General features: G+C 59.8%; 19 protein-coding genes. 10 read left to right on the plus strand and 9 right to left on the minus strand.

Annotated elements, in window-relative coordinates:
* Together arsB and FPL19_RS05900 are read left to right on the plus strand one after the other, a co-directional pair.
* A complete protein-coding gene (arsB, locus tag FPL19_RS05895; protein WP_150911511.1) occupies window positions 1-1,071 on the plus strand; it encodes an ACR3 family arsenite efflux transporter in 1,071 nt (356 codons plus the stop codon).
* Window positions 1,072-1,158: 87 nt separating this feature from the next.
* Window positions 1,159-1,611 (plus strand): phosphate-starvation-inducible PsiE family protein, encoded by a 453-nt coding sequence (locus tag FPL19_RS05900; RefSeq protein WP_150911513.1) that lies wholly within the window; start codon window positions 1,159-1,161, stop codon window positions 1,609-1,611.
* A gap of 41 nt (window positions 1,612-1,652) precedes the next feature.
* Here FPL19_RS05900 and uvrD read toward each other — a convergent pair whose 3' ends face one another.
* A complete protein-coding gene (gene uvrD / locus FPL19_RS05905) occupies window positions 1,653-3,818 on the minus strand; it encodes a DNA helicase II (protein WP_150911515.1) in 2,166 nt (721 codons plus the stop codon).
* A 277-nt stretch (window positions 3,819-4,095) separates the two neighbouring features.
* On the opposite strand from uvrD, the gene FPL19_RS05910 reads away from it, so the two are divergent.
* Entirely contained in the window at window positions 4,096-5,301 is a 1,206-nt protein-coding gene (locus FPL19_RS05910; protein ID WP_150911517.1) for a hypothetical protein, read from the plus strand.
* A gap of 14 nt (window positions 5,302-5,315) precedes the next feature.
* The gene (locus tag FPL19_RS05915) at window positions 5,316-5,762 is read left to right on the plus strand and encodes a phosphate ABC transporter substrate-binding protein (protein ID WP_150911519.1); all 447 of its coding nucleotides are present in this window, start codon (window positions 5,316-5,318) and stop codon (window positions 5,760-5,762) included.
* A 13-nt stretch (window positions 5,763-5,775) separates the two neighbouring features.
* Here the strand turns inward: FPL19_RS05915 and FPL19_RS05920 are convergent, their stop codons facing one another.
* Window positions 5,776-7,227: an NAD-dependent succinate-semialdehyde dehydrogenase gene (locus FPL19_RS05920; protein WP_150911521.1), complete on the minus strand. Its 1,452-nt coding sequence runs from the start codon at window positions 7,225-7,227 to the stop codon at window positions 5,776-5,778.
* Between the two features lie 191 nt (window positions 7,228-7,418).
* On the opposite strand from FPL19_RS05920, the gene FPL19_RS05925 reads away from it, so the two are divergent.
* Window positions 7,419-8,432, plus strand: a complete 1,014-nt coding sequence (locus tag FPL19_RS05925; protein WP_150911523.1) for a histone deacetylase family protein — start codon at window positions 7,419-7,421, stop codon at window positions 8,430-8,432.
* Here the strand turns inward: FPL19_RS05925 and thiI are convergent.
* The gene (gene thiI / locus FPL19_RS05930) at window positions 8,413-9,888 is read right to left on the minus strand and encodes a tRNA uracil 4-sulfurtransferase ThiI (RefSeq protein WP_150911525.1); all 1,476 of its coding nucleotides are present in this window, start codon (window positions 9,886-9,888) and stop codon (window positions 8,413-8,415) included. The two genes, FPL19_RS05925 and thiI, sit on opposite strands and share 20 nt — an antisense overlap.
* Before the next feature lie 140 nt (window positions 9,889-10,028).
* Here thiI and ppnN point away from each other — a divergent pair, with 140 nt between their 5' ends.
* Window positions 10,029-11,411: a nucleotide 5'-monophosphate nucleosidase PpnN gene (gene ppnN / locus FPL19_RS05935; protein WP_150911527.1), complete on the plus strand. Its 1,383-nt coding sequence runs from the start codon at window positions 10,029-10,031 to the stop codon at window positions 11,409-11,411.
* A 12-nt stretch (window positions 11,412-11,423) separates the two neighbouring features.
* Here the strand turns inward: ppnN and FPL19_RS05940 are convergent, their stop codons facing one another.
* On the minus strand, window positions 11,424-11,759 hold the full coding sequence (locus FPL19_RS05940; RefSeq protein WP_150911529.1) for a c-type cytochrome: 336 nt from the start codon (window positions 11,757-11,759) through the stop codon (window positions 11,424-11,426).
* A 185-nt stretch (window positions 11,760-11,944) separates the two neighbouring features.
* Between FPL19_RS05940 and FPL19_RS05945 the strand changes: the two genes are divergently transcribed.
* A complete protein-coding gene (locus FPL19_RS05945; protein WP_150911531.1) occupies window positions 11,945-13,063 on the plus strand; it encodes an enoyl-CoA hydratase/isomerase family protein in 1,119 nt (372 codons plus the stop codon).
* Window positions 13,064-13,070: 7 nt separating this feature from the next.
* Here FPL19_RS05945 and FPL19_RS05950 read toward each other — a convergent pair whose 3' ends face one another.
* From FPL19_RS05950 to FPL19_RS05960, 3 genes are all read right to left on the minus strand, one after another.
* Entirely contained in the window at window positions 13,071-13,763 is a 693-nt protein-coding gene (locus tag FPL19_RS05950) for an ankyrin repeat domain-containing protein (protein WP_150911533.1), read from the minus strand.
* A gap of 73 nt (window positions 13,764-13,836) precedes the next feature.
* A complete protein-coding gene (locus FPL19_RS05955; protein ID WP_150912413.1) occupies window positions 13,837-15,942 on the minus strand; it encodes a tRNA(Met) cytidine acetyltransferase TmcA in 2,106 nt (701 codons plus the stop codon).
* A gap of 13 nt (window positions 15,943-15,955) precedes the next feature.
* A complete protein-coding gene (locus FPL19_RS05960) occupies window positions 15,956-16,336 on the minus strand; it encodes a DUF2237 family protein (protein ID WP_150911535.1) in 381 nt (126 codons plus the stop codon).
* Between the two features lie 216 nt (window positions 16,337-16,552).
* Between FPL19_RS05960 and FPL19_RS05965 the strand changes: the two genes are divergently transcribed.
* The 3 genes from FPL19_RS05965 (at window position 16,553) to FPL19_RS05975 (ending at window position 20,829) form a co-directional block, all read left to right on the plus strand.
* Window positions 16,553-18,862: an ATP-dependent helicase gene (locus tag FPL19_RS05965; RefSeq protein ID WP_150911537.1), complete on the plus strand. Its 2,310-nt coding sequence runs from the start codon at window positions 16,553-16,555 to the stop codon at window positions 18,860-18,862.
* 141 nt (window positions 18,863-19,003) lie between these two features.
* A complete protein-coding gene (locus FPL19_RS05970) occupies window positions 19,004-20,212 on the plus strand; it encodes an OmpA family protein (protein ID WP_150911539.1) in 1,209 nt (402 codons plus the stop codon).
* A gap of 134 nt (window positions 20,213-20,346) precedes the next feature.
* A complete protein-coding gene (locus FPL19_RS05975) occupies window positions 20,347-20,829 on the plus strand; it encodes a DUF4124 domain-containing protein (protein ID WP_150911541.1) in 483 nt (160 codons plus the stop codon).
* Window positions 20,830-20,835: 6 nt separating this feature from the next.
* Here FPL19_RS05975 and FPL19_RS05980 read toward each other — a convergent pair whose 3' ends face one another.
* On the minus strand, window positions 20,836-22,047 hold the full coding sequence (locus FPL19_RS05980) for a methyltransferase (protein ID WP_225314308.1): 1,212 nt from the start codon (window positions 22,045-22,047) through the stop codon (window positions 20,836-20,838).
* Window positions 22,048-22,052: 5 nt separating this feature from the next.
* A complete protein-coding gene (locus tag FPL19_RS05985; protein WP_150911543.1) occupies window positions 22,053-23,324 on the minus strand; it encodes a D-amino acid dehydrogenase in 1,272 nt (423 codons plus the stop codon).
* Window positions 23,325-23,354: the final 30 nt, after the last annotated feature.

Genomic DNA, 23,354 nt, shown 5'->3' on the forward strand with positions numbered 1-23,354 from the left:
ATGAGCAGCAATACTGAAACCGTGACAGCGGTCGATACCAAAGGGGGCATGGATCTGTTCGGCCGCTACCTGTCGGTCTGGGTGGCGCTGGCAATCGTTGCCGGCGTTTCCCTCGGACAACTGGCGCCGGTTGTGCCAGAAACCCTGTCCCGATTTGAATACGCCCAGGTATCCATCCCCATCGCGATTCTGATCTGGGCTATGATCTTCCCGATGATGGCGCAGATCGATTTCAGTGCGGTGGTGGGTGTCAGAAAAGAACCCAGAGGCCTGGCCATTACCACCATCGTCAACTGGCTGATCAAACCCTTCACGATGTTTGCCATCGCCTGGTTCTTCCTGATGGTGGTGTTCGAGCCACTGATAGCCCCGGAACTGGCCAGCGAATACCTGGCGGGCGCCATCCTGCTGGGCGCCGCACCCTGCACTGCCATGGTATTTGTCTGGAGCTACCTGACCAAAGGCGATGCTGCCTATACCCTGGTGCAGGTGTCGCTGAACGACATTATCATGCTGTTCGCCTTCGCGCCCATCGTGGTGTTCCTGCTGGGCATTTCCGACATCCAGGTACCCTGGAATACAGTGCTGTTGTCCGTAGTGCTTTACATTGTGATTCCTCTGGCCGCCGGTTATCTGACCCGGCGCACCCTGATCGCCAGACGTGGCCAGCAATGGTACGACGACGAGTTCATGAAGCGTCTGGGGCCTGTTACACCGTCGGCACTGATCGTCACCCTGGTGATGCTGTTCGCCTTCCAGGGCGAGGTGATTCTGGAGAATCCGCTGCACATCGCCCTGATCGCCGTACCGTTGATTGTCCAGACTTTCCTGATCTTCTTCCTCGCCTACGGCTGGGCAAGGCTGTGGAAAGTACGCCACTGCATCGCCGCGCCGGGCGCCATGATTGGCGCCAGTAACTTCTTCGAACTGGCGGTGGCGGCGGCCATCGCGCTGTTTGGTCTGCAATCCGGGGCGGCATTGGCAACGGTGGTGGGCGTTCTGGTAGAAGTGCCATTGATGCTGGTTCTGGTGCGGATTGCCAACAAGACACGGAACCGCTTCCCTGCCTGAAACGGCCCCGCTTTCTGGCCCCGCCGGCGATTGTTATCTAAGCTGAGCGGGTTCGCCTATAACGGGCGAGTCCACAAAAGGTTAAGCATGCGCGAGTCAGAATCGGATAACGGGAGCAAACGCCATAGTGACAAGGCGGCCGCAAAACGGCCTGAAGCTCCGAACATAAGCGATAGAGAGCGGGTTGTTGTGGTCGGTGGCTTCAATGTAATCCAGAAGCTGCTACTGATTGTGACCGGGCTGCTGACCCTGGGCGCCGCCGGGGCGGAAATTCTGGTCGTCTACGAACGGGGCGTTATTGAACTTGCCGATATTCTGCTGCTGTTTCTGTACACCGAGGTTGTCGCCATGGTGATCGTGTCCTACACCGGACAGGGCTCGGTGTTTGTCTATCCGATATTCATCGCCATGACAGCTCTGGCACGACTGATTGTGCTGCAGGGCAAGGACATGGACCCACAGAACATCCTCTTCGAGGCGGCGGCTATTGTGCTGCTAGCGATTGCGGCAATGATCATTCTGCGCTTGCCCCGGCACTGAAAACCTCTGTACTGCCGATTATACCTGTGCCTCGCCAATATTCAGCAAGCCTCCAGGGGCGCATACGCCAGCACCAACCACTTCGCCCCCTCATCAAAGTTCACCTGAACCCGAGTGTGGTGGCCGCTACCCTCGCTGTTCATCACAATGCCTTCACCAAACTTTGGGTGACGAACACGCTGCCCCAGGCTAAAGCCGGACTGCTGGGCGGAATCCTGGCTGAACAGGCTTTCATTGGGGCGCGAGACCATGGCAGGCCGGCTGACGGTGTTACGCAGCCGTACTTCCTGGATGCAATCACCGGGGATTTCACGGACGAAACGGGACAGCGCGTGAAATTTTTCCTGGCCGTACAGGCGGCGGGATTCGGCGTAAGTAAGCACCAGCTTCTTCATGGCGCGGGTGATGCCCACATAGGCCAGGCGCCGTTCTTCTTCCATCCGCCCCGGCTCTTCCAGTGACATGCTGTGGGGAAACAGGCCTTCCTCTACCCCCGCCAGGAACACCAGCGGGAATTCCAGACCCTTGGCGGAGTGCAGTGTCATCAGCTGCACGCAGTCCTCGTTCGCCTCGGCCTGGGCTTCACCGGCATCCAGCGCCGCCTGGGCGATGAATTCCGACAGCGGGTCAACTCCTTCTTCCGCCTCAAAGTCCGCCAAAGCATTCACCAGCTCGTCCAGGTTCTCCGCCCGGGCCTGACCTTTTTCGCCCTTCTCGTTGGCGTGATAATCCCTCAGGCCGCTCAGCTCCAGGGTTTTCTTCATCAGCCCGTGCAGGGTGGCGTCGTCTACCATCTCCGTCAGTTGTTCGATGATGCCCATAAAGGACTGCAGTCCGGTCTTGGCGCGGCCTTTCACCTGTCCCGCTTCCAGTAGCCGTTCAGCGGATTCCCAGAGGGAGATGCTGCGCTCCGTGGCATAGGCGCGCATATCCGCCAGACTCTTGGCACCGATACCACGAGCGGGAATATTCACCACTCGCTCGAAAGCGGCGTCATCCCGACGATAGTGCACCAATCGCAGATAGGCGATGGCGTTGCGGATTTCCTGGCGGTCGTAGAACCGCAGACCACCGTATACCCGGTAGGGAATGCCCTGGCGGATCAAGGATTCTTCCAGCACCCGGGATTGGGCGTTGGAGCGATACAGAATAGCCGACTCGCTGCGCAGGTTGCCTTCACTGACCCAGGTACTGATCGTGTCGGCAATATAGTTGGCCTCGTCCTGTTCGTTGAACGCGGCATATAGGTTGATGGGTTCGCCATCCACGCCGTCGGTCCAGAGTTCCTTGCCCAGACGCCCCTGGTTGTTGGCAATCACCGCGTTGGCCGCTTTCAGGATCAGCTGGGTGGAACGGTAGTTCTGCTCCAGGCGCACCAGCCGGGCATTGGGAAAGTCCCGCTGGTACTGCTGGATATTTTCCACCCTGGCGCCCCGCCAGCCATAGATCGACTGGTCGTCGTCTCCGACGACCGTCATGGGGACGCGATTGCCCGCCAGAATCTGTAACCAGGCGTACTGGATGGCGTTGGTGTCCTGGAACTCGTCCACCAGAATCTGCTGGAAGCGGCTCTGGTAGTGGCTCAGCAGTTCCGGCCGATGCAGCCAGAGTTCGTGGGAGCGCAGAAGCAGCTCGCCGAAATCCACCAGGCCACCCAGATTGCACAGCTTCTCGTACTGGCGGTAGACGGTGAGCATGGTGCTGGTGAAATGGTCACCGGGGTTTTCCTGGATATGTTCGGCCCGCAAGCCTTCATCCTTGTTGCCATTGATGAACCACTGGGCCTGTTTGGGCGGCCAGCGGCTTTCATCAATTTTCAGCTCGCGCATGACCCGCTTGACCAGGCGCAGCTGGTCGTCGCTGTCCAGCACCTGGAAGTTTTCTGGCAGGCCTGCATCCTTGTGATGGGCCCGCAGCAGCCGGTGGGCAATGCCGTGAAACGTACCGAACCAGAGGCCTCGGGCGGGAATATCCATCATCTGCTCGATGCGAAAACGCATCTCTTTTGCCGCCTTGTTGGTGAAGGTGACGGCCAGAATGCCGGTGGGCGGCACCTTGTCTACCTGCATCAGCCAGGCGATGCGATGAACCAGCACCCGGGTCTTGCCGCTGCCTGCGCCCGCCAGCACCAGCAGGTGGTCGTTCTGGGCCGTGACGGCCTCGCGCTGAGCGTCGTTCAGGGGATCGATAATCGGGGAAACATCCATGGGCAAAACCGCTGTGATCGGGTGAATTTGATGCCGATAGCCGCCGGATTATAACAGGGGAAAGGCACGGCAACAGTTCTGAAAAAGAGTTGGCGAAAGATTGCCAGAATACGAACCCGAGCCATTTTTTGCCCTACAGGCTTGGGAAATTTCCCACGACATATGTATACTTCCGACCGAGTTGAACAGACGGGGCCCGAAACGGCCCTGACAAAGCCAGGATGGCGCACCCCAGTCGCGATTAGATAGCCGCGATCAGACATCAAGGAGCTGATGTATGAAGTACTCCCTATTCCGTTTCAGAAAGTCCACCCGCGCAGTTTTTCCGCTTACCCTTCTGACGAGCCTTCTTGCCCTGCCCGCACACAGTCAGGATCACCAGCAACGTCTGGATCAGTTGGAAGCCCGCCTGGACACACTGCAAAAGCAGATGACCGAAACCAGCCTGGAGAAAACCCGGTTTAACGGCTTTTTCAGCACCGGTTATACCCGTGCCACCAACAACGCGGGCTATGACGAGGCCACGGAAGACTCGGATCTTCAGACCCTGAGCCTGTTTGGCCTGCAGGGCACCTTTGACCTCGCCCGCAACACTGCGGCAGTGCTGCAACTGGTTTCCCGCGGCAGTGAATACTGGGACACCGAGCTGGAGTGGGGCTACCTGCGCCACCAGTTCCGCACCGGCACCGAAGTTCGCGCCGGCAAGATGCGTCTCCCACTGTTCATGGAATCCGAAACCCTTGAAATCGGCTATGGCCAGCCCTGGGCCCGCCCGCCGGAAGCGGTCTATGACCCGGTACCGGTGCGCAGCTACCTGGGCGGCGATCTGGCCCATACCTTCAACTTCGACAGTTCGTCACTACAGACCCGCGTGTTTGCCGGCCATCTGGACGACGAGGCGGACTCCCTCGGTCAAACCATTGACGTAGAGCTTCGCAACCTCAACGGCCTGACGGCCAACTGGACCAATTACCTCTGGACCTTCCGCGGCGTTTACGCCCGCGCCGAGGCTTCCGTCGGCAGCGTTGGCGGCCCGGTCAATCTGGGCCAGGACGAAAAGGCCGAATTCATGGGGCTGGGCCTGTCCTACGATGATGGTGCCTGGCTGCTGATGTCTGAACTGACCCGGGTGAAGGTAGACGGCGTGTTCCAGAATACGGATTCCGCCTATATCACATTCGGCCGCCGTATCAGCGAAGTCACCCCCTATGTGACCGCCTCCTGGATCGAGAGCAAAGACAACTTCCGGCGCGAAGGCACACCGCTGGCGGTACTGGACGTGCGCCGCCAGGCCTACAGCCTGGGTTTCCGCTGGGACCTGGTGTCGTCCGTCGCCATGAAGTTTGACTGGACCCATGCCCGGGGCTTTGGCCATACCACTGGCGGGCTGATTGGCAATCAGTTGGCTGTTCTGGCCGGCAATCCGGACAACGCATTCGACAGCACCGACGTCTATACCGTCCGGCTCGACGCCGCATTCTGATCAGGAGGCAAACCATGGGCTTATTGTCACTGAAGCGACCGAACCGGCTGGCTTTGGTCGCGGCAGCGGTACTAGTGTTGCTTGGCGCTACAGCGCATGCCGAACTGGTCATCATCGTCCACCCCGGCGGGCCGGACAGCATCACCCGACAGCAGGTGCGTGACATCTACCTCAATCGCAGCTCCCAGATGCCGGACGGCCAGCGAGCAGTGGCTTTCGAGTTGCCTGCGGGAAACAGCATGCGAGACGACTTCAATGAGCTGATCACCGAGCGTTCGGACGCCTGGCTGAAGACATTCTGGGCACGTCAGGTCCTGACCGGGAAGGGGCAGCCGCCGACCGAAATATCCTCGGCCAGCGGCATGAAAAGCGTGGTGTCATCCACCCTGGGTGCTATCGGTTATCTCGATTCCACCCTGGTGGATGACAGCGTCAAGGTGGCGCTGACACCGGAACCCTGATCGCTTGCGGGGCTTAGAAGCCCCGCGGTACTGTCTGGGCCTCGACAAACTCGAACAGGCCTTCCAGACCGCCTTCGCGGCCGATACCGGATGCCTTCATGCCGCCAAACGGTGCTTCCGGTGTCGGGCCGGTGCCGGTGTTCCAGCCCACATGGCCAAACCGCAGGCCGGCGGCCACACGCTGGGCGCGTTCGGCGTCGGCGGTAAACACGTAGGAGGCCAGGCCAAACTCGGTGTCATTGCCGGCTTCGATGACTTCCTCTTCGCCCCGGAACGTAGCCATGGGAACCAGCGGCCCGAAGGTTTCCTCGCGAGAACAGGCCATATCCCGGGTCACACCGGAAATCACGGTGGGCGGGAAGAACAGGTGGCCTTCGCCCAGATCGGCCGGCTTTTTACCGGCCACCAACTGGCCACCCTTCTGCAGTGCATCCTCGACATGGCGTTTGACCTTGTCGAAGCCGGCTTTATTAATCAGCGGACCCAGGTCTACGTCCTCGGTCAGACCGTTGCCGATGGTCATGCGATTAACCCGCTCGGCCAGCTTTTCAGCGAAAGCATCCACCACCTTTTCATGCACGAAAATGCGGTTGGCGCAGACACAGGTCTGGCCCCCACCACGGAACTTGTTGGCGATCAGGTTATCGGCTGCGGCATCCAGGTCTGCGTCGTCAAACACAATGAACGGTGCGTTGCCCCCCAGCTCCAGGGCCAGTTTCTTGACCTGGTCAGACGTGTCGATCAGCAGCTTGCGACCCACTTCGGTGGAGCCGGTAAAGCTGAGCATGGGCACGTCCGGGCTTTCACACAGAGCCTTACCGATCACGCTAGCCTTGCCCATCACCAGGTTCACCATGCCGTCCGGAAGATCCACGTGCTTATCCATCAACGCAAACAGGGCGATCATGGTCAGCGGGGTTTCACTGGCGGGCTTGATCACCGACGGACAACCGGCCGCCAGCGCGGCCGACAGTTTCTTGGCAATCATGCCGATGGGGAAATTCCAGGGCGTGATCAGCCCGGCCACGCCGATGGGGCGATAATGAACCGTCCAGGTGCAGTCCTTGGGCTTCTCGGCGATGGTATGGGCATCAAGCGCCTGTATATGCTTCGAGCAATAATCGAAGAAGCCGGCTGCGTAATCCACTTCCCCCTGGGCTTCTTTCAATGGCTTACCGTGCTCGGTACACAGAATCCGGCCCACCTCTTCCTTGTTGGCTTTCAAAGCGTCACGGATATCTTCCAGCCACTTGCGGCGGGTTTCGAGGGAGTAAGGCTGGGTCAGCCTAAGTGCTGACTTGCCAGCGGCGATGGCGTCTTTGACCTCTGCCTCGGACATGGAGGCAACGTTCGCAACCACCTCGCCCGTTGCCGGGTTGTATACCTCGAAGGTGTTGCCAGCCGGCGCATCAGACCACCGACCGCCAATGTAGCCAGTCAGCTTTGGAAGCAATGGTGACTCCATCTTCTGAACTCCTCTAAAATATGTATAGCGAATAGGTAAAATCGTGTTTGCGTCAATGTGATATGTCTCTCATAGTGGATGCAGAAACCGCCACTGTAAAGTCGGGCGAGTAAAGTCCTGGCGCGTCGTTTTGATCTGCGCCCATCCCCTTCTATACTCGACTTACCAAACGCATTCAGGAGGCCTCAAAGATGAAGGCATTTTTTCACCCCTTGCAAGACCAGCACCTTCCCAAAACCTATTTCACCCGTGGGCAGATGCGCCAGCCTCAGGAAGTGCCGGATCGCACGGCACAGATGCTGGAAGGGTTGAAAGAACTGGGCGTACAGGTACTCCAGCCGGCCGATCAGGGCGCGGCGCCCATCTCGAAAGTTCACGATCTGGGTTATCTGCGATTCCTGGAATCGGCTCATCGTCGCTGGAAAGCCATGGGCGACTGGGGCGATGAAGTAATCTCGAATATTTTCGTACGCTCACCCAATGCCCTGAAAGGCATTCTTGCCGAGGCCGGACGCTACCAGGCGGACGGCAGCTGCCCGATTGGCGAGAAAACCTGGGAGGCGGCCTACTGGTCCGCGCAAAGTGCCCTGGGTGCCGCCGATGCCCTGATTGCCGGCGAGCGTTCCTCCTACGCCGTCTGCCGGCCACCCGGGCATCACGCCCGTAAGGATGCCGCCGGCGGTTTCTGCTACCTGAACAATGCCGCTATTGCAGCGGAGCATCTGCGGTCGCGGTTTGGCCGGGTGGCCATACTGGATACCGACATGCACCACGGTCAGGGGATTCAGGAAATCTTCTACGACCGCAGCGATGTGCTCTATGTGTCCATTCACGGCGACCCGACCAACTTCTATCCGGTCGTCGCCGGCCACGAAGAAGAGCGTGGTGAAGGCGAAGGCCGCGGCTACAACATCAACCTGCCCATGCCCCACGGATCGTCCGAGGAAGACTTCTTCGCAAAACTGGACGAAGCCCTGGCCGCGGTCAGGCTGTATCAGCCCGATGTGCTGATTCTTGCCCTGGGCTTTGATATTTACCACAACGATCCGCAGGCGAAAGTGTCTGTCAGCTCGGAAGGCTTCTGCCGGCTGGCAACCCACGTCCGCGAGACAGGGTTGCCGACACTGGTGGTTCAGGAAGGCGGGTATGACCTGGAAGCACTGAGCAAAAACGTTCAGGAATTCTTCAAGGGCCTTGAGGGGTAAACACCTTGATGTTGTTGTGCCCCTCAGCTTTCAGGTTGCAGGCCTGCATCCGGCTCATGGTGCCGCGGTCACAGTACAGCAGGTATTGCTGGTCATCCGGCAGGGTCTGGATCCGTTCATTCAGCTCATAGAACGGAATTTCCAGAACCGGGTTGCTGTTCAGTTTCAGGGGGGCGACAGCCTCCTCTTCGGGATGGCGAAGATCGATAATCACGTCTTCCCGGGCCGGGGTTTGCACCAGCTCCACCTCCTCCGGGGTCTGCATTGTTTCCAGCAGACGTTCCACCGATGTGTCCTGACGGCTTTCAATGGCCCGTAACAGCACCTCAGGGTCCATTTTTGCCTCGTCTGCCTCTACCCGATCAAGTTTTGCCCGGGTTGCCGGTTTGCGGGAAATCACACCACAATACTCCGGCATGGTTCTGGCAAACGGCTCAGTTCCGATTGTCCGCGCCATATCAATGATGGCCTCTTTGTCCATCGACACCAGCGGGCGCAACACCAGTTGTTCGCAGGCTCGATCCACCACATTCAGGTTTGCCAGGGTCTGGCTGGATACCTGCGCAACCGAGTCGCCCGTGACCAGGGCCGTGGCATTGTTTTCACCAGCGATTGTGGCAGCGGCCTTCAGCATCTGGCGTTTAAGCACCACACCCCAATGGCGGCTGTTCACCGATCTCATGATTTCGCCCACCACGCCTTCAAACGGCACGGACACGAACTTGGCGCTGTGGGAAGCGCCGTAGCGCTCCCAGAGGTAATGAACCACCTGCCGTACCCCGATTTCATGGGCGGCACCGCCGAGATTGAAAAACACGAAATGGGAGCGAATACCACGGCGCATCATCATGTAGGCCGCTACCGACGAATCGAACCCGCCGGACATCAGTGTCATCACCGTTTCCACCGACCCCAGGGGGTAGCCCCCAGCACCCCGGTGGCGACGATGGGCAATGTGAAAGTGATGGTCGTGGACCTCGATACGGACTTCCAGATCCGGCCGGGTGAGATCGACGCCCTTCGGCTCACAGTCCGACATAAGCGCAGCGCCTACCAGACACTCAAGATCCCGGGACCGGAACGACTGATCTCCATGCCGACGAACCCGCACAGCAAAGGTCCGGCCTTTCAGCCGGTTGCGGAATGCCTGAACGGCCTGCTCAGCCACCGCATCCATGGTCGTCCAGGGAAAAACGCTGATTTCCTGGATTGTGGATACCCCCGGCACCCGCTGGAGCGTGTCGATCGCTTCCGGCAACAGAGTCCGGTCTTCGGGAAGTTCCACTATGACCCGATCCCAGGTTCCTTCTACCCGGATGCGGCCGCCCACCCTTACACTGCTTTGCAGGCGTCCGAGGAGCTTGCGGACATTCTGGCGCAGCAGCCGCATCTGCTGACGGCGCACAGCTTTGCCCTTTAGGGCAATTTCGGGAGCGGGGCGGATCAAAAGCTTCATAAAGTCTGGTTTGTGCGCATTGGCGTAATCTGGAGTAATTGAGTAGTGTACCGTTTTCAATTTGTGCATCAAAATCGGGCATCACATATGTATCATTTGTCCGATTGCGGCTTTTTTCAATTCCAGGAGCTTTTCCGCCAATGAGCGCTTCCACCATCAACGCCCTTGTGTCCCCCGAAGGCAGTCTTGAGATTCTGTCCACCTTTGAGGTGAACCGGCTCAAGGATAAAAGCGAGGGCGGGCTCTATCAGCTGTTTCGCCAGTGCGCGCTCGCGGTTCTGAACACCGGCGTGGAAACCGATGACTGCAAATCCCTGATGGAAGCCCACGCGGATTTCGACGTTCGCCTGGTGCCCCAGCCGCGAGGCCTGAAGCTGGAACTGATCAACGCACCCGCCCACGCCTTTGTGGACGGGGAAATGCTCAGGGCCATGCGTGAGCACCTGTTCTCGGTGTTGCGGGATATCATCTACTCCTATTCCATTCCCCAGTCTGCCGCCGGTTTCAAGCGGGATGAGCCAGAGGGCATCACCAACCTGGTTTTCCATATCCTGCGCAACGCCCGGGTACTGCAGGCAGGCCGGCGACCGGATCTGGTGGTGTGCTGGGGCGGCCACTCCATCAACGAGCGGGAATACCAGTACAGCAAGGAGGTGGGCCATCAGCTTGGCCTGCGCGGCCTGAGCATCTGCACCGGTTGTGGCCCCGGCGCCATGAAGGGCCCGATGAAAGGAGCCACCATCGGCCACGCCAAACAGCGGGTAAAAGACGGCCGTTACATTGGCCTGACCGAGCCGGGCATCATTGGTGCCGAAGCCCCCAATCCCATCGTTAATGAACTGGTTATCCTGCCGGATATCGAGAAACGCCTGGAAGCCTTCCTGCGGGCAGGCCACGGCGTGATTGTTTTCCCCGGCGGCGTGGGCACGGCTGAAGAGATCCTTTATCTGCTGGGCATTCTGCTACACCCGGAAAATGCCGACCTGCCCTTTCCGGTGGTTTTCACCGGCCAGCAGGAAAATATGGAATACTTCGAAATGATCGACGAGTTCATCCGCAATGCCCTGGGTGATGAAGCCGCCAGCAAATATGAAATCATCATCGACGATCCGGTCCGGGTCGCCCAGACCATGAAGCGCGGCATGCACGAGGTGGAAACCTTCCGCCGCGCCATGCAGGACGCCTACTACTTCAACTGGATGCTGAAAATAGACCCGGTCTTCCAACTGCCTTTCGAGCCCACCCATGAACGGATGCGCAACCTGGCATTGCACCGTGACCAGCCGGCGCACCTGGTAGCCGCCAACCTGCGGAAGGCCTTTAGCGGCATCGTGGCGGGTAACGTCAAGGAGACCGGTATCGAGCAGGTACAAGCACATGGGCCCTTTGAAATCTCCGGAGATCCAACGCTGCTGATGCCTCTTGGAGAGATGCTGAAACAGTTTGTGGCCCAGAACCGGATGAAATTGCCCGGTTCCGGCGCCTACGAACCCAGCTACCGAATCGTCGGTAAACAGGACTGAGGCTAGCGTCTTTTACTTGCCGCCATCGGCGGGAAGACTGGCGTAATAGGCAGCCAGATTGGCAATATCCGTGTCACTCAGGCCCATTGCCTGACCCTGCATGATGGCTGCCTGGCCGCCACTGCGCTGCTTGTTTTTATAAGCTTTCAATGAAAGCACCAGATACTGTTCGTTCTGGCCAGCCAGGTTTGGATAAGTGGGAATCTGGGCGATGCCGTTCTTGCCATGGCACGCCGCACAGACCGCCGCCTTGGCCTTACCTGCCTCGGCATCTGCTGCTGCAGACACGGCCGGAAAGATGAAACCCAGTACAAACAGTCCTGCAATGGTATAGCGTTTCAGACTCATTGGTTTTACCCTCTCATCATTTTGTTGGCGCTAGAAAGCGCTCTTTTTAAATATCAGTTTTCTGACCCCGGAATTTATAGCACAGCATACCGGTGAGTTACATCGCAGCGCCGATACCACCATCCCTTTGCAGATACGCCGGGTTTTCGAATTGATATCAAATTGCACTCATCGGAGAGCCCCCTATGCCCATAGAGGTTCAGGAGCTTCCCTGCCGGGAAGGCTCTGTCGGCGTCATCACACTGAACACGCCGGAAACACTCAACGCCCTGTCCGGTGACATGATCGACCGTATGCAGATGACGCTTGATGGCTGGGCAGCGTCGCCGGAAATTTGTCTGGTGGTTTTGCGGGGCGCTGGGGAGAAAGGCTTCTGTGCCGGCGGCAATATCCGCGAGCTTTACCAGGTCCTGTCACCGCAAGACGCCGGGAAAGCGGAAGAGCCCACCCGAGCTGCGGGCTACTTTGCCCGGGAATACCGCCTGGATTACACGGTTCACCGGTTTCCAAAGCCGGTCATCACCCTGGCCCATGGTGCCGTGATGGGCGGTGGGCTGGGGCTGTTGACCGCCAGCCGCTACCGGCTGGTCACGCCGGATATCGTCATGGCGATGCCGGAAATTTCTATCGGCCTGTTCCCGGATGTGGGCGCCAGCTGGTTCCTGAATCGCCTGCCGGGAAGGCTGGGCCTGTTCATGGGCCTGACCGGTGCCCGCCTGAACGTGTCCGATGCCATGCGTGTGGGACTTGCGGATATGGTTCTGCAGCCGGAGCAGGCAGAGGGACTGGTTTCGCGCCTGCAACAGGAACGTTGGAGTGGCGAGTGCGCTGTTGATGACAACCGTCTGTTCCGCCTGTTCCGCCAGCTTGAACTCCCTGACTATCGCGCGTTACCGGAGAGTGAGCTGGCACGACATGAGCAGACCATTGCCCGCCTGAGCGCTGGCGATCATCTGCCGGAGATTGTCGATCGGATTCTGGACGCAGATGAACAGTCGGACTGGTGGCAGGCCGCCACCGCCAACCTCCGGGGAGGCTGTCCGGTAACAGCCTGGCTGGTGTGGACCCAGCTCAGAAAAGCGCAGCAGATGTCGTTGAAGGATATTTTCCGGATGGAGCTGACCATGGCCACCCGTTGCACCGAAAGACCCGACCTTATAGAAGGCATCCGCGCACGTCTGATTGATCGTGACCAGTCCCCCAGATGGTCGTTCGGCTCCGTCGCGGAGGTACCCGAAGACGTGGTGGAAAGCCATTTCACACCGACGCTCGACGACAGCACCGATCCAATGAAGCTCGACTGAACCCTATTCAGATTTCCGCGCCGGCCTGAATCAGCAGCATTTCCAGGTCACGGTTGTTTTCGGCACGGGCAATATCCAGAGCGGTCACGCCCCGGTCGTTGCGATAGTTCACGTCGGCACCGGCAGCGACCAGCATTTCGGCGGTCAACAGATCCCCACCCTCAACAATCTGCATCAGCAGTGAGCGGCCATCCTGGCTGACATTGACATTGGAGCCGGCCGCCAGCAACACCTTTACCACCGGCAAATGGCCACTGCGGGCGGCCAGCATCACCGGCGTGGCGCCACCGGCATCCCGGGCATTCACATCCGCACCGGCGGAAAGCAGCAAGCGCACCAGCCGACGATCACCATTCGCCGCTGCCGTCATCAATGGCGTTCTTTCGGCGCTCCCGACCAGGTCAGGTGACGCCCCTTCACTGAGCAGGAACCAGACAATACGGTCCTCACGGGCTTTTACAGCGGCTTCCAGCGGCGTTCCCTGCTCGGTCAGGGTGTTCAGTGAGGCACCGGATTCCGCCAGCGCCTGAACCTTCTCGAAATCACCACGGCTGACCGCTTCTATCAGTGGCGTATTGGCCGCTGAGGCTTCCCGCTGGGCGAGATTGGAAGGCTTTGGGCTGGCGCAGCCGGCCAGTAAAAGGCTGATCATTAGTGTCAGCAAAACAGTGTGAAAGGTGGGTCCGGTTCCCTGGGCCATGATTATCGGGTCTCTGGTTGAACATGAATGCGGTTATTCTGGTTACCCGCAGGCAAGAATTAAATCGAGCTGGTCACAAGTCCGGCCGGTTCTGCAAAAGATTTTGCACGGCCAGGCGCAGCCGATCCTCGCCCTGCTCACGCCCGGGACAAAGACCGTAGCCGCGCAACCGGGACCAGCTCCAGCCCTGGAGAACCGCACGGGCCCAGAGTACTGGTAGACCGGAATCGTCATCAGCCAGCAGCCGCGCGGCAATGCCATCCGCCATGGAGAGCATGCGCAACACCGGCAGAGTCAGGTCAAACCCGCGGTGGCCCCGGGCGAAACTTGTCAGATCCCGCCGGTCGTCTTCGTTCAGCGGCTGGACCAATGGCAGGCTGGCGGTTAACTGCAGCAGCAACCGTGGCTCCAGATCAGGCCAGTTGTGGGGCACCAGCGTTAACCAGTGGCGCGCCAGGCGATCTTGCAATGCTTCTGTGAGCGCTCGCCCCGGTTCCGAGGTGCCCAGCAACATCTGTAGCGGCAACTCCCCACTGCTGTGCTCACGGGACAACCCCAGCCTGACCGGCACCAACCCGCTGCACTGCCAGAATGTCACCAGCTCGGCATTGCCACCAAAGCTGGTGCCCAGGGCATCCACGCCTGCGGCCTCGGCATAATCGCGGGCAGCCCGAACCAGAGCAGTACCGACGCCCTGCTGACGAACATTCGCACTGACCGCAACCCGCACGACTCTCAATATCTGCTGTCGGGCGGCGCTGGCGAAACCACTGTGAAACGCCAGCGACTGCGGCAACAGTTGGCCACGAACGCGCCGCCGACCCAGCATCACCTGCTCTGCCAGCGCATCATCCAGACCACCTTCCAGGGCCGCCCACAGCACTCCGACAACGACGCCATCAACCGTTGCCCGCCAGCTCACCACCGAGGGATCGTCCATCCACTGCCGCAGGTCCGATGGCGTGGTGCGGTAGTGGGCATCGACCAGCAACCCGAAGCTTTGCTCGAGCTCGTTGTCAGGTGCACTGGCTGGCTCCCACCGCTCCACAGTTACCGGTTTTCGTGGCTGTTCCCCATCGGGCAAGCCTGTGGCCTCGGCATTGAGCAGAAACATTCGGCTGATTAGGGGTTCGAGCGGATCGGATTCAGACCAGCGGATGGGCGCCTGGAGAGCAATCTGTTTCCAGTGGGGTGTTTCCCGGTCGAGCACAGAGCGAAACCGCACGGAAAAGCCCCGCCCGGCCCCTTCATAGCCGTGAACCGTGGTTGCGAACACCACCCGGGGCCAGCCCATAAGGATCTGTTTCAGCCGATCTGGCGGCACCGCAGCGGCTTCATCCACCATGACAACCTCGGCTTCGGGGCGATGCTCCAGCAAATCGTCCACGGAGAAAAACCGGACCCTGCCTTCACTGACGGCAGGCTCTGCATGACGAAGCAGCGTTTCGACCGCGGCCGGGCCGGTCGCGGTGACCACCACCTGCTTACGACCTTCGGCAACCAGCCTGGCAGCGGCCATTCCCAGCGCCGCCGATTTACCCCGACCCCGGTCTGCGGTCACCACCAACGGCCTGCGACGCCGGCCAAGGCCGCTCTTTACCAGGCTCTCGATCAGCCTGATCTGCTCCGGCGTCGCCTGCACCTGAAACGGCGGATCGCCAACAGGCAGTTCGGGAAGCGCGGCAGCAGAACCCTGGCTCGCCTGCAGACGAATCACCGAAGCGTCGTCGGCAATCACGCGGGCCAGACGGGACAGAAACGGATGTACGGAGGACGAATCCAGCCCAACCCGCCGGTAGTCCGGATCCTTGAAGGTGGGCCACTGATCCAGCGGCGGCATCAACCAGAACAGCAAACCGCCGGCGCCCAGCGTACCCGCCAGCGCTGCCAGCCCGTCCGGCGGATTGCCCTGCCAGCCGTCCCAGACGACACAGCTTAGATCCCGCCCCAGCCAGCGTCGGGCATGCTTTGCCGGGATGGGATCAATGCCCTCAATTGAGGGAGCCTCGTCCTTCCCGACCCAGACGCCGGGCGCAACAGAAAGCTTCGGAAGATGTTCGGCAAGCCAGTCCAGGGACGCCTGGCGGTCGCCTTCAAGCAACACCAACCGCCGGTGGCCGGCCTCCCGCAGACGCCGCTGGAATTGCCGCCAGGCCGAAACGCCCGGCTGATCAGGCACGGTCGTCAAAGGCTCAACTCAGATCCATTGAATGACGCTTGAGGTCGTCCAGAGTCGAATACTTAAGCGCGGACCGGTGGGTGGCCTTTAGTTTGACACGAGGCGCAGAGCCAGCCTCGAAAGCCTCCTGCCAGCGGGAGGCACACAGGCACCAGGAATCCCCGCTTTTCAGGCCCTCGAAACCGAACTCCGGCCTCGGGGTGCTCAGGTCGTTACCTTTGGATTTGGAATATTCCAGAAACTCGTCCGTGACCACAGCACACACCACATGGGCGCCCAAGTCGTCAGGGCCTGTGTTACAGCACCCATCGCGGTAGAAGCCAGTTTGCGGGTCCGTTCCGCAGACCTCTAGTTTCTCGCCTAAAACATTGACCGGTTCAGCAGTCGTCGCCATAAATCTTTCTCCATTTAGCTTGGGGGGAGTGTCGGTTTGGGACAGGGGCTTTCAAAACACGCTCCTTACGGCACATCCATGTGACCCTTGGGCTCCGCCATCCATGGCTCCGCACAGTTTTGAAAGCCCCTGTCCCAAACCGCCAACGAGCCCCGGGGTGAACGCAATTATGTCGGACTGGTATCTGCGCTGCCAGTTGCTCCGTACAATAGCGCCATGACGAGCCCAACCCTAACATCTACTGCAACTGATACCGCTACGGATCTGCCGGATTTTCTGACTGGTGAGCAGAACGACATCATTACTGCCGGATTTGAGCATGCGGTAATCACTGCCGTGGCTGGTAGCGGGAAGACTTCTACCCTGGCCTGGCGCATTCGCTATCTGCTGCAACAGGGCCACGATCCCGACCGGCTGCTGGTACTGATGTTCAACCGTAGCGCCCGGGAGGATTTCGAGTGGAAGTTGCGGGACGTCAGTCGAAATACCGGACTGCGTTTGCCGGAAGTACGGACCTACCATGCCATGGGGCTGCGGCTTTACCGGCGGTTTATCAAAGATGGCTATCTGCCGGGATTTTCGGAAAAGATTCTCACCGACCAGGAAATCAGCTTTCAGGCTTGGCAACTGACCCGGCGGCTGGCGCCGGAGGATCTGGAAGACGAGATCAAGCGCAACAAGAAGGACTTTGTGGAAACCGCCGTCAGTTTCATTGATCGGGTGAAGACCACCCTCTCCCCCGCCGAGATCGTTTTCGAGGAGCTGGGGTATTCCGACAAACACCGCTACCTGATTGACCTGTTCCACAGTTTTGAGCAATGGCGCAAATCCCAGAGCCGCATCAGCTACGCCGATATGCTGTACGAGCCGGTGATGGCGATTCACCAGAATCCTCCGCTGCAGCGGCTGGTGGGCAACAAGATGGATATGATTCTGGTGGACGAGTATCAGGATACCAACGAAATCCAGCATCTGCTGCTGCGTTACGTGGCCGGAGACCGTGCCCGGGTGACGGTGGTGGGGGATCCGGACCAGACCATTTATGAGTTCCGTGGTGCCCGGCCAGAGTTCATTCTCACCCGCTTCAGCGAGGAGTTTGACCAGCCCCTGGAGCAGACCCTGAGTTACACCTTCCGGTATGGACACCAGGTGGCACTGCTGGCCAATCACCTGATCGGTCACAACACCGGCCGCAAAGACGTGCAGTGCCATTCTCACCCCATCACGCCGGACACGCGGATCACCCTGCACCAGCAGGAGAATGACAGCGATACCGTGGTAAAGCTGCTGGAGCCGATGGACGACGCCAGCCTTGCCAGCACTGCCATTCTGTTCCGGGTCTGGAGCCAGAGCGTTCCCATTGAACTGAAACTGCTGGCGCAACAGGTACCCTATCGCATTGATGCGGGCAAAGGCGCGCTCTTCAGCCGCGAGGTTCAGGCCATCACCAGCCTGTTGAGCGTGATTGGCAACCGCCTGCCAAATCTTCCCGACGAAGACCGACTGGATATCGCCCGGCATCTGATGCGCTTTCCCCATGTGGGTCTGAAGGAGCCGGAACTGGAACAGCTTGCCCGTTTTCTGTCCGGATTTTCCAACGGCTGGCATGAGCGGTTGCTGGCTCTGGACTTCGACGCCCTGGCACCCATGGCGGCCCGCAAGCTGCGCAAACTGGGGGAAACCCTGGCCCGCCTGAACGGCCACAAGGGCCCGGTTGCGGACGTCATCCGCGAGTATGCCGAAGCCACGGAGCTTAACGAAGGTATCCGCAGCCTGGCTCTGACTCACGAATCGGCGGAAGAGCGTATCGAAACCGTTCAGGGCTTCAGGGGCTATCTGGCATCACTGGATGTGGATTGCGCCGGCGCCCTGGCTCACCTGAAAGCACTGAAGGAACAGGCAGGCCAGCGAAAGCAGGCGGGCGAAGACGGGCCCGGCGGTGTGCTGCTCTCGACTATCCACCGCACCAAGGGGCTGGAATGGTCGACGGTGATACTGCCCGGCCTGCAGGAAAAGTATCTGCCCTATAGCCCCAGATCCCAACAGGACCTCAAAGGGTTTCTTGAAAGCGAACGCCGCCTTCTTTACGTGGCCATGACCCGCACAAGACATAGTCTTCATCTGATTACACGCCCCCTGAGCGGCCCTTCCCACCTGGAAGGGGATCTGGGCCCCAGCCGTTTTGTCAGCGAACTCTGTTTTGACCTTTCCCGGGAACTCGGAGGCTGGCTGGAGCAACGGAACAATGACGAGTATCAGCTCACCCTGAGCGCACCGCTGACCGAAACCGCCGAACGCTATGCCGCCCGGGAAGCCGTCACTCTGAGCGGCGCCCGGCAGTCCGACACTTCCGGGGAGCGGCCGGTGTGGACCCTGCAACGGCTGAAGCATGCGGTGCTGGGCCCCGGATCCGTAGCCGGAGAGGATAACCAGTCTTTCGAAGTCAGGTTTGACTCCGGCGACACGCTGAACTTCAGTAAGAAAAGCGCACACCTTTATTTTACGGGCCTTACAGAAGAACCCTGAACCGGGGCCAGAGACAACATTAACCGGCTTTATTTTGTTTTTTTTGAATCTGTAACGTAAATTTACCGTAGTGAGATTAAAAACCTTATAAAAAATAACGAGAAAGACCCAACACAACGACAACAGAACAGGAGGTTCCGCATGAACATCATGCGCCCACTGACAGTCGCCGCTCTGGCAGCATCAATGGCCACGCCGGCTCTGGCGGATAGCAAGCAGACCATCTACATCAATCCTTTCATTGCCTATCAGGTGTTTGACGACCAACGTGACCTGAAAGAAGACGGCATCACCGGTATTGGCGTGGAATACCGCTTCTCACCCCACTGGGCACTGGAAGGGGTCTATGCCTCGGACAGCATTGGCCAGAAATACGTACCCGGGCACAGTGACTACGAGGACATGCGCCTGGATGCACTCTACTATTTTGCCGGCCAGGAAGAGTCCTGGAATCCCTACGTGGCTCTGGGCGCTGGCAATACCGATTTTGGAGACGCCGGGATCGGCTATAACACCCTCGGGTCAGACCATGACGAGACACGGGTGAACGTCGGTGGCGGTGTCCGCTATAACATCAGCGAAACCGTGTCACTGCGTGGTGATCTGCGCCAGTTCCATGGCCCTGAAGAAAGCACCTTTGACACCCAGGTATCGCTGGGCATCAGCCTGGCTTTCAATCGCACTGTTTCGGATTCATCTCCGGAACCCAGCCAGCCGGCAGACTCCGACAAGGACGGTGTACCGGACAGCCGGGACCAGTGCCCGGATACACCGTTCGGCACCAGCGTGAACAGCAACGGTTGCGTGCCTGACAGCGACAATGACGGCGTCGCCGACAACCGCGACCAGTGCCCGTCCACTCCCGCAGGCGCCAGCGTGAACAACCGTGGCTGCGAACGGGATGACGACAACGACGGTGTGGTCAACAGCAAGGATCAGTGCCCGGGCACGGACGCAGGCGCAACAGTGGATGCCACTGGCTGCACCGGTCAGACCGAGACTGTCAAAACCATCGAACTGAACGTGACTTTCCCCACCAACAGTTCGGTGATCGGTGACCGCTTTGACAGCGAGATTGCCCAGGTAGCCACCTACATGCGCAATAATCCGGAAGCCACAGTGGAAATCGCCGGTCACAGTGACAGTCGTGGTGATGACGACTACAATCGTTTCCTCTCCCAGCGCCGGGCTGACGCAGTGGCCGCACGTCTGACCGGACCCCTGGGCATCAGTGCAGACCGCGTCAGTGCCGTGGGCTATGGTGAAGCCGAGCCTATCGCCAGCAACGACACTGCTGCGGGACGCGCCGAAAACCGCCGCGTTGAGGCTCGCTTCCAGATGCAGCGTTAAGCCATATTGGCCGGTCGGCCGTATGGACTATGACAGAGCAAGAGCAGTAAGGCGCCTCCGGGCGCCTTTTCTGTTTCAGGGCGAAGTGCCTGCCATGACAGCGGTCGGGCAAACGCATATATAGCGGGGTCACTATGCTGAAAGTGGTTGCGATGGCAGCAGGCGTGTTGATTGGCTGGCCGGGCCCTGCAGCGGCTGAGATCTACCGCTGTGAGTCGGAAACCGGTGTCCGCTTTGCGGACGAACCCTGCGGTGACGGCGCCGAGAAGATTACCGTCCAGGATAACCGCATTGGCGGAAACTTTGGTCAGAACCTGCCCCCGGCCCCGGAACCAGAAACGTCGCCCAAACCGGAAATTTCCAATAGCGAAGCCGAGTCCGACACCTGCCGGTATATAAACTCCACGGATCTGCGCCGCTATCTCATTCGTGAGCAGGTGGTCAAAGGCATGACCCGGGAAAACGTTATCGACGCCTTCGGCAAACCCCCGGAAACCTATCCCGCGCCCCAGGAAACCTGGGTTTACCAGACCAAATATTACGGAGCCCTTTACGAGCTCACCTACGTGTATTTCAGAAATGGCTGCGTGGAAAAGGTGGTTTACCGCAAGCCCTGAGCCCGTTCAGCCCTCAAGCCTGGCATCAATCAGCAGATTTCTCGGCGTGAGGTGCCGTTGGCAAAAGGTGCCGATGCGCACACGATAGCCCTGCTCTTCAAGAAACAACGCATAATCCAGCACCAGCCAGAGCTCCAGTGGGCGGCGGAACAGGTGACGGATGAGCTCATGCCGACGAACCTGCGCCAGTCGGCTCGCACCGTACGCCTCCCAGGCCGGGTAATCGACATTGTCCGGCAAGCTCAGCCCTTTTTGCTCGGCAGCCCAGCCACAGAACTCCCGGAAGTTGCCCCTCGCTATCCGGTTCGGATGCGAGGGCACGGGGAGATAGTCGTCCACCTGCCGCAATTCCCGCTGCAGGCCATCGAAGCCCAGCCGCCAACGGCTGAACCTCTGCACCTGATCACGCACTCGGGCCGGCGCGGTGACCGTTTCCTCTACCGCCAGTTTCAGGTCCGCCCGATCAAGGCGAAGGCACCCGGCCCACTCGGCAGCCGCCTGCGACAGTGGCCGGTATAGCGGAGCCTCAGAAAGATGATAACAACAGGGCGCAATGCTCAGTCGCGGCAGGCTTTGACCAGTGCCCTGCCTCAACAACCTGCGATGCAGGTCACCACAGGCGTGAAGGGCAACGCCGTGGCTGTTATCCGGCAGGAGAAGGTCATCCGCCATCACATCCTGGCACTGCATCCGCACTGCATCGCCCGCTTTTTGCGCCAGCCGGTTGCCATCATCCACCAGCGCCGGGGACCAGTCGTAGCCCGTAACCGGGTGATCGGAAAACGGCAAAAGCGTTCGTGCCAGGTGCCCCTTGCCGCAGCACCAGTCCACAACCGGGGCGCCAAGGGGTCGCAACGCCGCCGAGAAGGCGCCAGACTGAAGGCGTTTACGCCCCGGCATGTCCCGGGCACGCACTTCCGGCAGGGTGCACGCCTGCGCCGTTAACTCGTCGGTCAGCATCGGCAGGTCTGTCAGCTTCTGCAGTCTGGACAAAGACGGCAGCAGCGGCGCCAGCGAACTCGCCAGCGCGACCGGGTCGTTTTCAAAACGCTGGCAGTCGTCGTCACTGAAGCCACTAACCTGTCGGGCCATGTCCGGCCAGCGCAGCGTCCAATCCGGTGCCGGGCTGGTAAAGGGGGCCGGCCGCCAGAACTCCCGGTGCTCGTGTAGCCACTCATTCAGCTGTTGCCACCCGGCGCCATAGGAAGAGAACGCCAAGGCAACTACTCCCGAAACCGACCGGGCCGGAACGGATCAAGACATACGGTCGGCTGCTCGCCATCAATCAACTGACCGATTACGCTGGCACTGCCCGCGGACAGCGTCCAGCCAAAGGTACCGTGGCCGGTGTTGAGGTAAAGGTTCTCCCGCGGGCCACGACCAATGATCGGCGGCCCGTCCGGAGTCATGGGGCGGAAGCCGGTCCAGGTCTCCGCAGCATGGAGGTCCGCGCAGCCCGGAAAACGGGACTCCACGGATTTGCGGATGGTCGCCAGCCGTTGCTCCGGAATGTCGCGGTTGAAATCGGCCATTTCGACAAACCCGGAGGCACGTAGGCGATCGCCAAGACGGGTGGAAACCACCTTGAAGCGGTCGTCATGAATGGTGGACAGCGGCCCCTGATCGTTGCTTTTCATTGGCACAGTCAGACTGTAACCCTTCACCGGATAGATGGGGAGCTTAAGGCCAAGGGAGCGGGTCAGTTCATTCGACCAGCAGCCGGCACAGACCACCACCGCGTCCGCTTCAATGGTCTGGTTTGCGCCATTTGCAGAACGAACCGCCACACCGGTTACCCGTCTGTCGTCAGCCACAAGGTGGGTAGTGTCGGTGTTGAAACGGAAACTGACGCCTCTGGCTTCACAGGCCTTCGCCAGCTCCCGGGAGAACATATGGCAATCACCGGTGCCGTCGGTGTCATAGCTCAGAGCGCCATAGAGAGGCCCGGTGCCAGTCATTCCCGGCTCGGCCTTTCGCACCTCTTCCGGAGAAAGCAGTCGGGACGCGATGCCCAGCTCGTTGAGCAGCTTATGTGTTGTGCGATAGCCTTCCAGCGCTTCCGGCGTACTGGCCAGGTGCAGCAGGCCGCCGTGGCCGCCATCAAAGGTCAGCTTCACTTCGTGCTCGAGGGCCAGAAACTTCTCCCGGCTGTGCATACCCAGCCTCAGCATGGCGCGCTTGTTCAGGCCAAACAGGCCCGGTGACCAGGCATAGCGAAGGGTGGAAAACAGAAACCGCAGGGTATTCCTGGACGGCGGCAACGACATTTTCAGGGGGCCATCCTTTTTCAGCAGAAAGGGGATGGCTTTGGTCACCATAGCAGGGTCGGCCCAGGGGTATACCACGCCATAGGAACGTTGGGCGGCGTTGCCCTTGCTGGTCTCATTGCCGGCGACCCCGTGGCGCTCCAGCACGGTTACCCTGTGGCCACGGCGATTCAGCTCATAAGCGGTGGCAACACCAACAACGCCGCCACCAACCACTGCTATGTGCATGAACAGACTCCTTGATTCGGGAACTCCGGT

This window comes from Marinobacter halotolerans, assembly GCF_008795985.1.
Lineage (GTDB): Bacteria > Pseudomonadota > Gammaproteobacteria > Pseudomonadales > Oleiphilaceae > Marinobacter > Marinobacter halotolerans.

What these genes read in the sequence shown, in the direction of transcription:
- arsB (WP_150911511.1), top strand. Translation starts at nt 1, where the DNA reads ATGAGCAGCAATACTGAAACCGTGACAGCGGTCGATACCAAAGGGGGC.
- FPL19_RS05900 (WP_150911513.1), top strand. Translation starts at nt 1,159, where the DNA reads ATGCGCGAGTCAGAATCGGATAACGGGAGCAAACGCCATAGTGACAAG.
- uvrD (WP_150911515.1), bottom strand. Translation starts at nt 3,818, where the DNA reads ATGGATGTTTCCCCGATTATCGATCCCCTGAACGACGCTCAGCGCGAG.
- FPL19_RS05910 (WP_150911517.1), top strand. Translation starts at nt 4,096, where the DNA reads ATGAAGTACTCCCTATTCCGTTTCAGAAAGTCCACCCGCGCAGTTTTT.
- FPL19_RS05915 (WP_150911519.1), top strand. Translation starts at nt 5,316, where the DNA reads ATGGGCTTATTGTCACTGAAGCGACCGAACCGGCTGGCTTTGGTCGCG.
- FPL19_RS05920 (WP_150911521.1), bottom strand. Translation starts at nt 7,227, where the DNA reads ATGGAGTCACCATTGCTTCCAAAGCTGACTGGCTACATTGGCGGTCGG.
- FPL19_RS05925 (WP_150911523.1), top strand. Translation starts at nt 7,419, where the DNA reads ATGAAGGCATTTTTTCACCCCTTGCAAGACCAGCACCTTCCCAAAACC.
- thiI (WP_150911525.1), bottom strand. Translation starts at nt 9,888, where the DNA reads ATGAAGCTTTTGATCCGCCCCGCTCCCGAAATTGCCCTAAAGGGCAAA.
- ppnN (WP_150911527.1), top strand. Translation starts at nt 10,029, where the DNA reads ATGAGCGCTTCCACCATCAACGCCCTTGTGTCCCCCGAAGGCAGTCTT.
- FPL19_RS05940 (WP_150911529.1), bottom strand. Translation starts at nt 11,759, where the DNA reads ATGAGTCTGAAACGCTATACCATTGCAGGACTGTTTGTACTGGGTTTC.
- FPL19_RS05945 (WP_150911531.1), top strand. Translation starts at nt 11,945, where the DNA reads ATGCCCATAGAGGTTCAGGAGCTTCCCTGCCGGGAAGGCTCTGTCGGC.
- FPL19_RS05950 (WP_150911533.1), bottom strand. Translation starts at nt 13,763, where the DNA reads ATGGCCCAGGGAACCGGACCCACCTTTCACACTGTTTTGCTGACACTA.
- FPL19_RS05960 (WP_150911535.1), bottom strand. Translation starts at nt 16,336, where the DNA reads ATGGCGACGACTGCTGAACCGGTCAATGTTTTAGGCGAGAAACTAGAG.
- FPL19_RS05965 (WP_150911537.1), top strand. Translation starts at nt 16,553, where the DNA reads ATGACGAGCCCAACCCTAACATCTACTGCAACTGATACCGCTACGGAT.
- FPL19_RS05970 (WP_150911539.1), top strand. Translation starts at nt 19,004, where the DNA reads ATGAACATCATGCGCCCACTGACAGTCGCCGCTCTGGCAGCATCAATG.
- FPL19_RS05975 (WP_150911541.1), top strand. Translation starts at nt 20,347, where the DNA reads ATGCTGAAAGTGGTTGCGATGGCAGCAGGCGTGTTGATTGGCTGGCCG.
- FPL19_RS05985 (WP_150911543.1), bottom strand. Translation starts at nt 23,324, where the DNA reads ATGCACATAGCAGTGGTTGGTGGCGGCGTTGTTGGTGTTGCCACCGCT.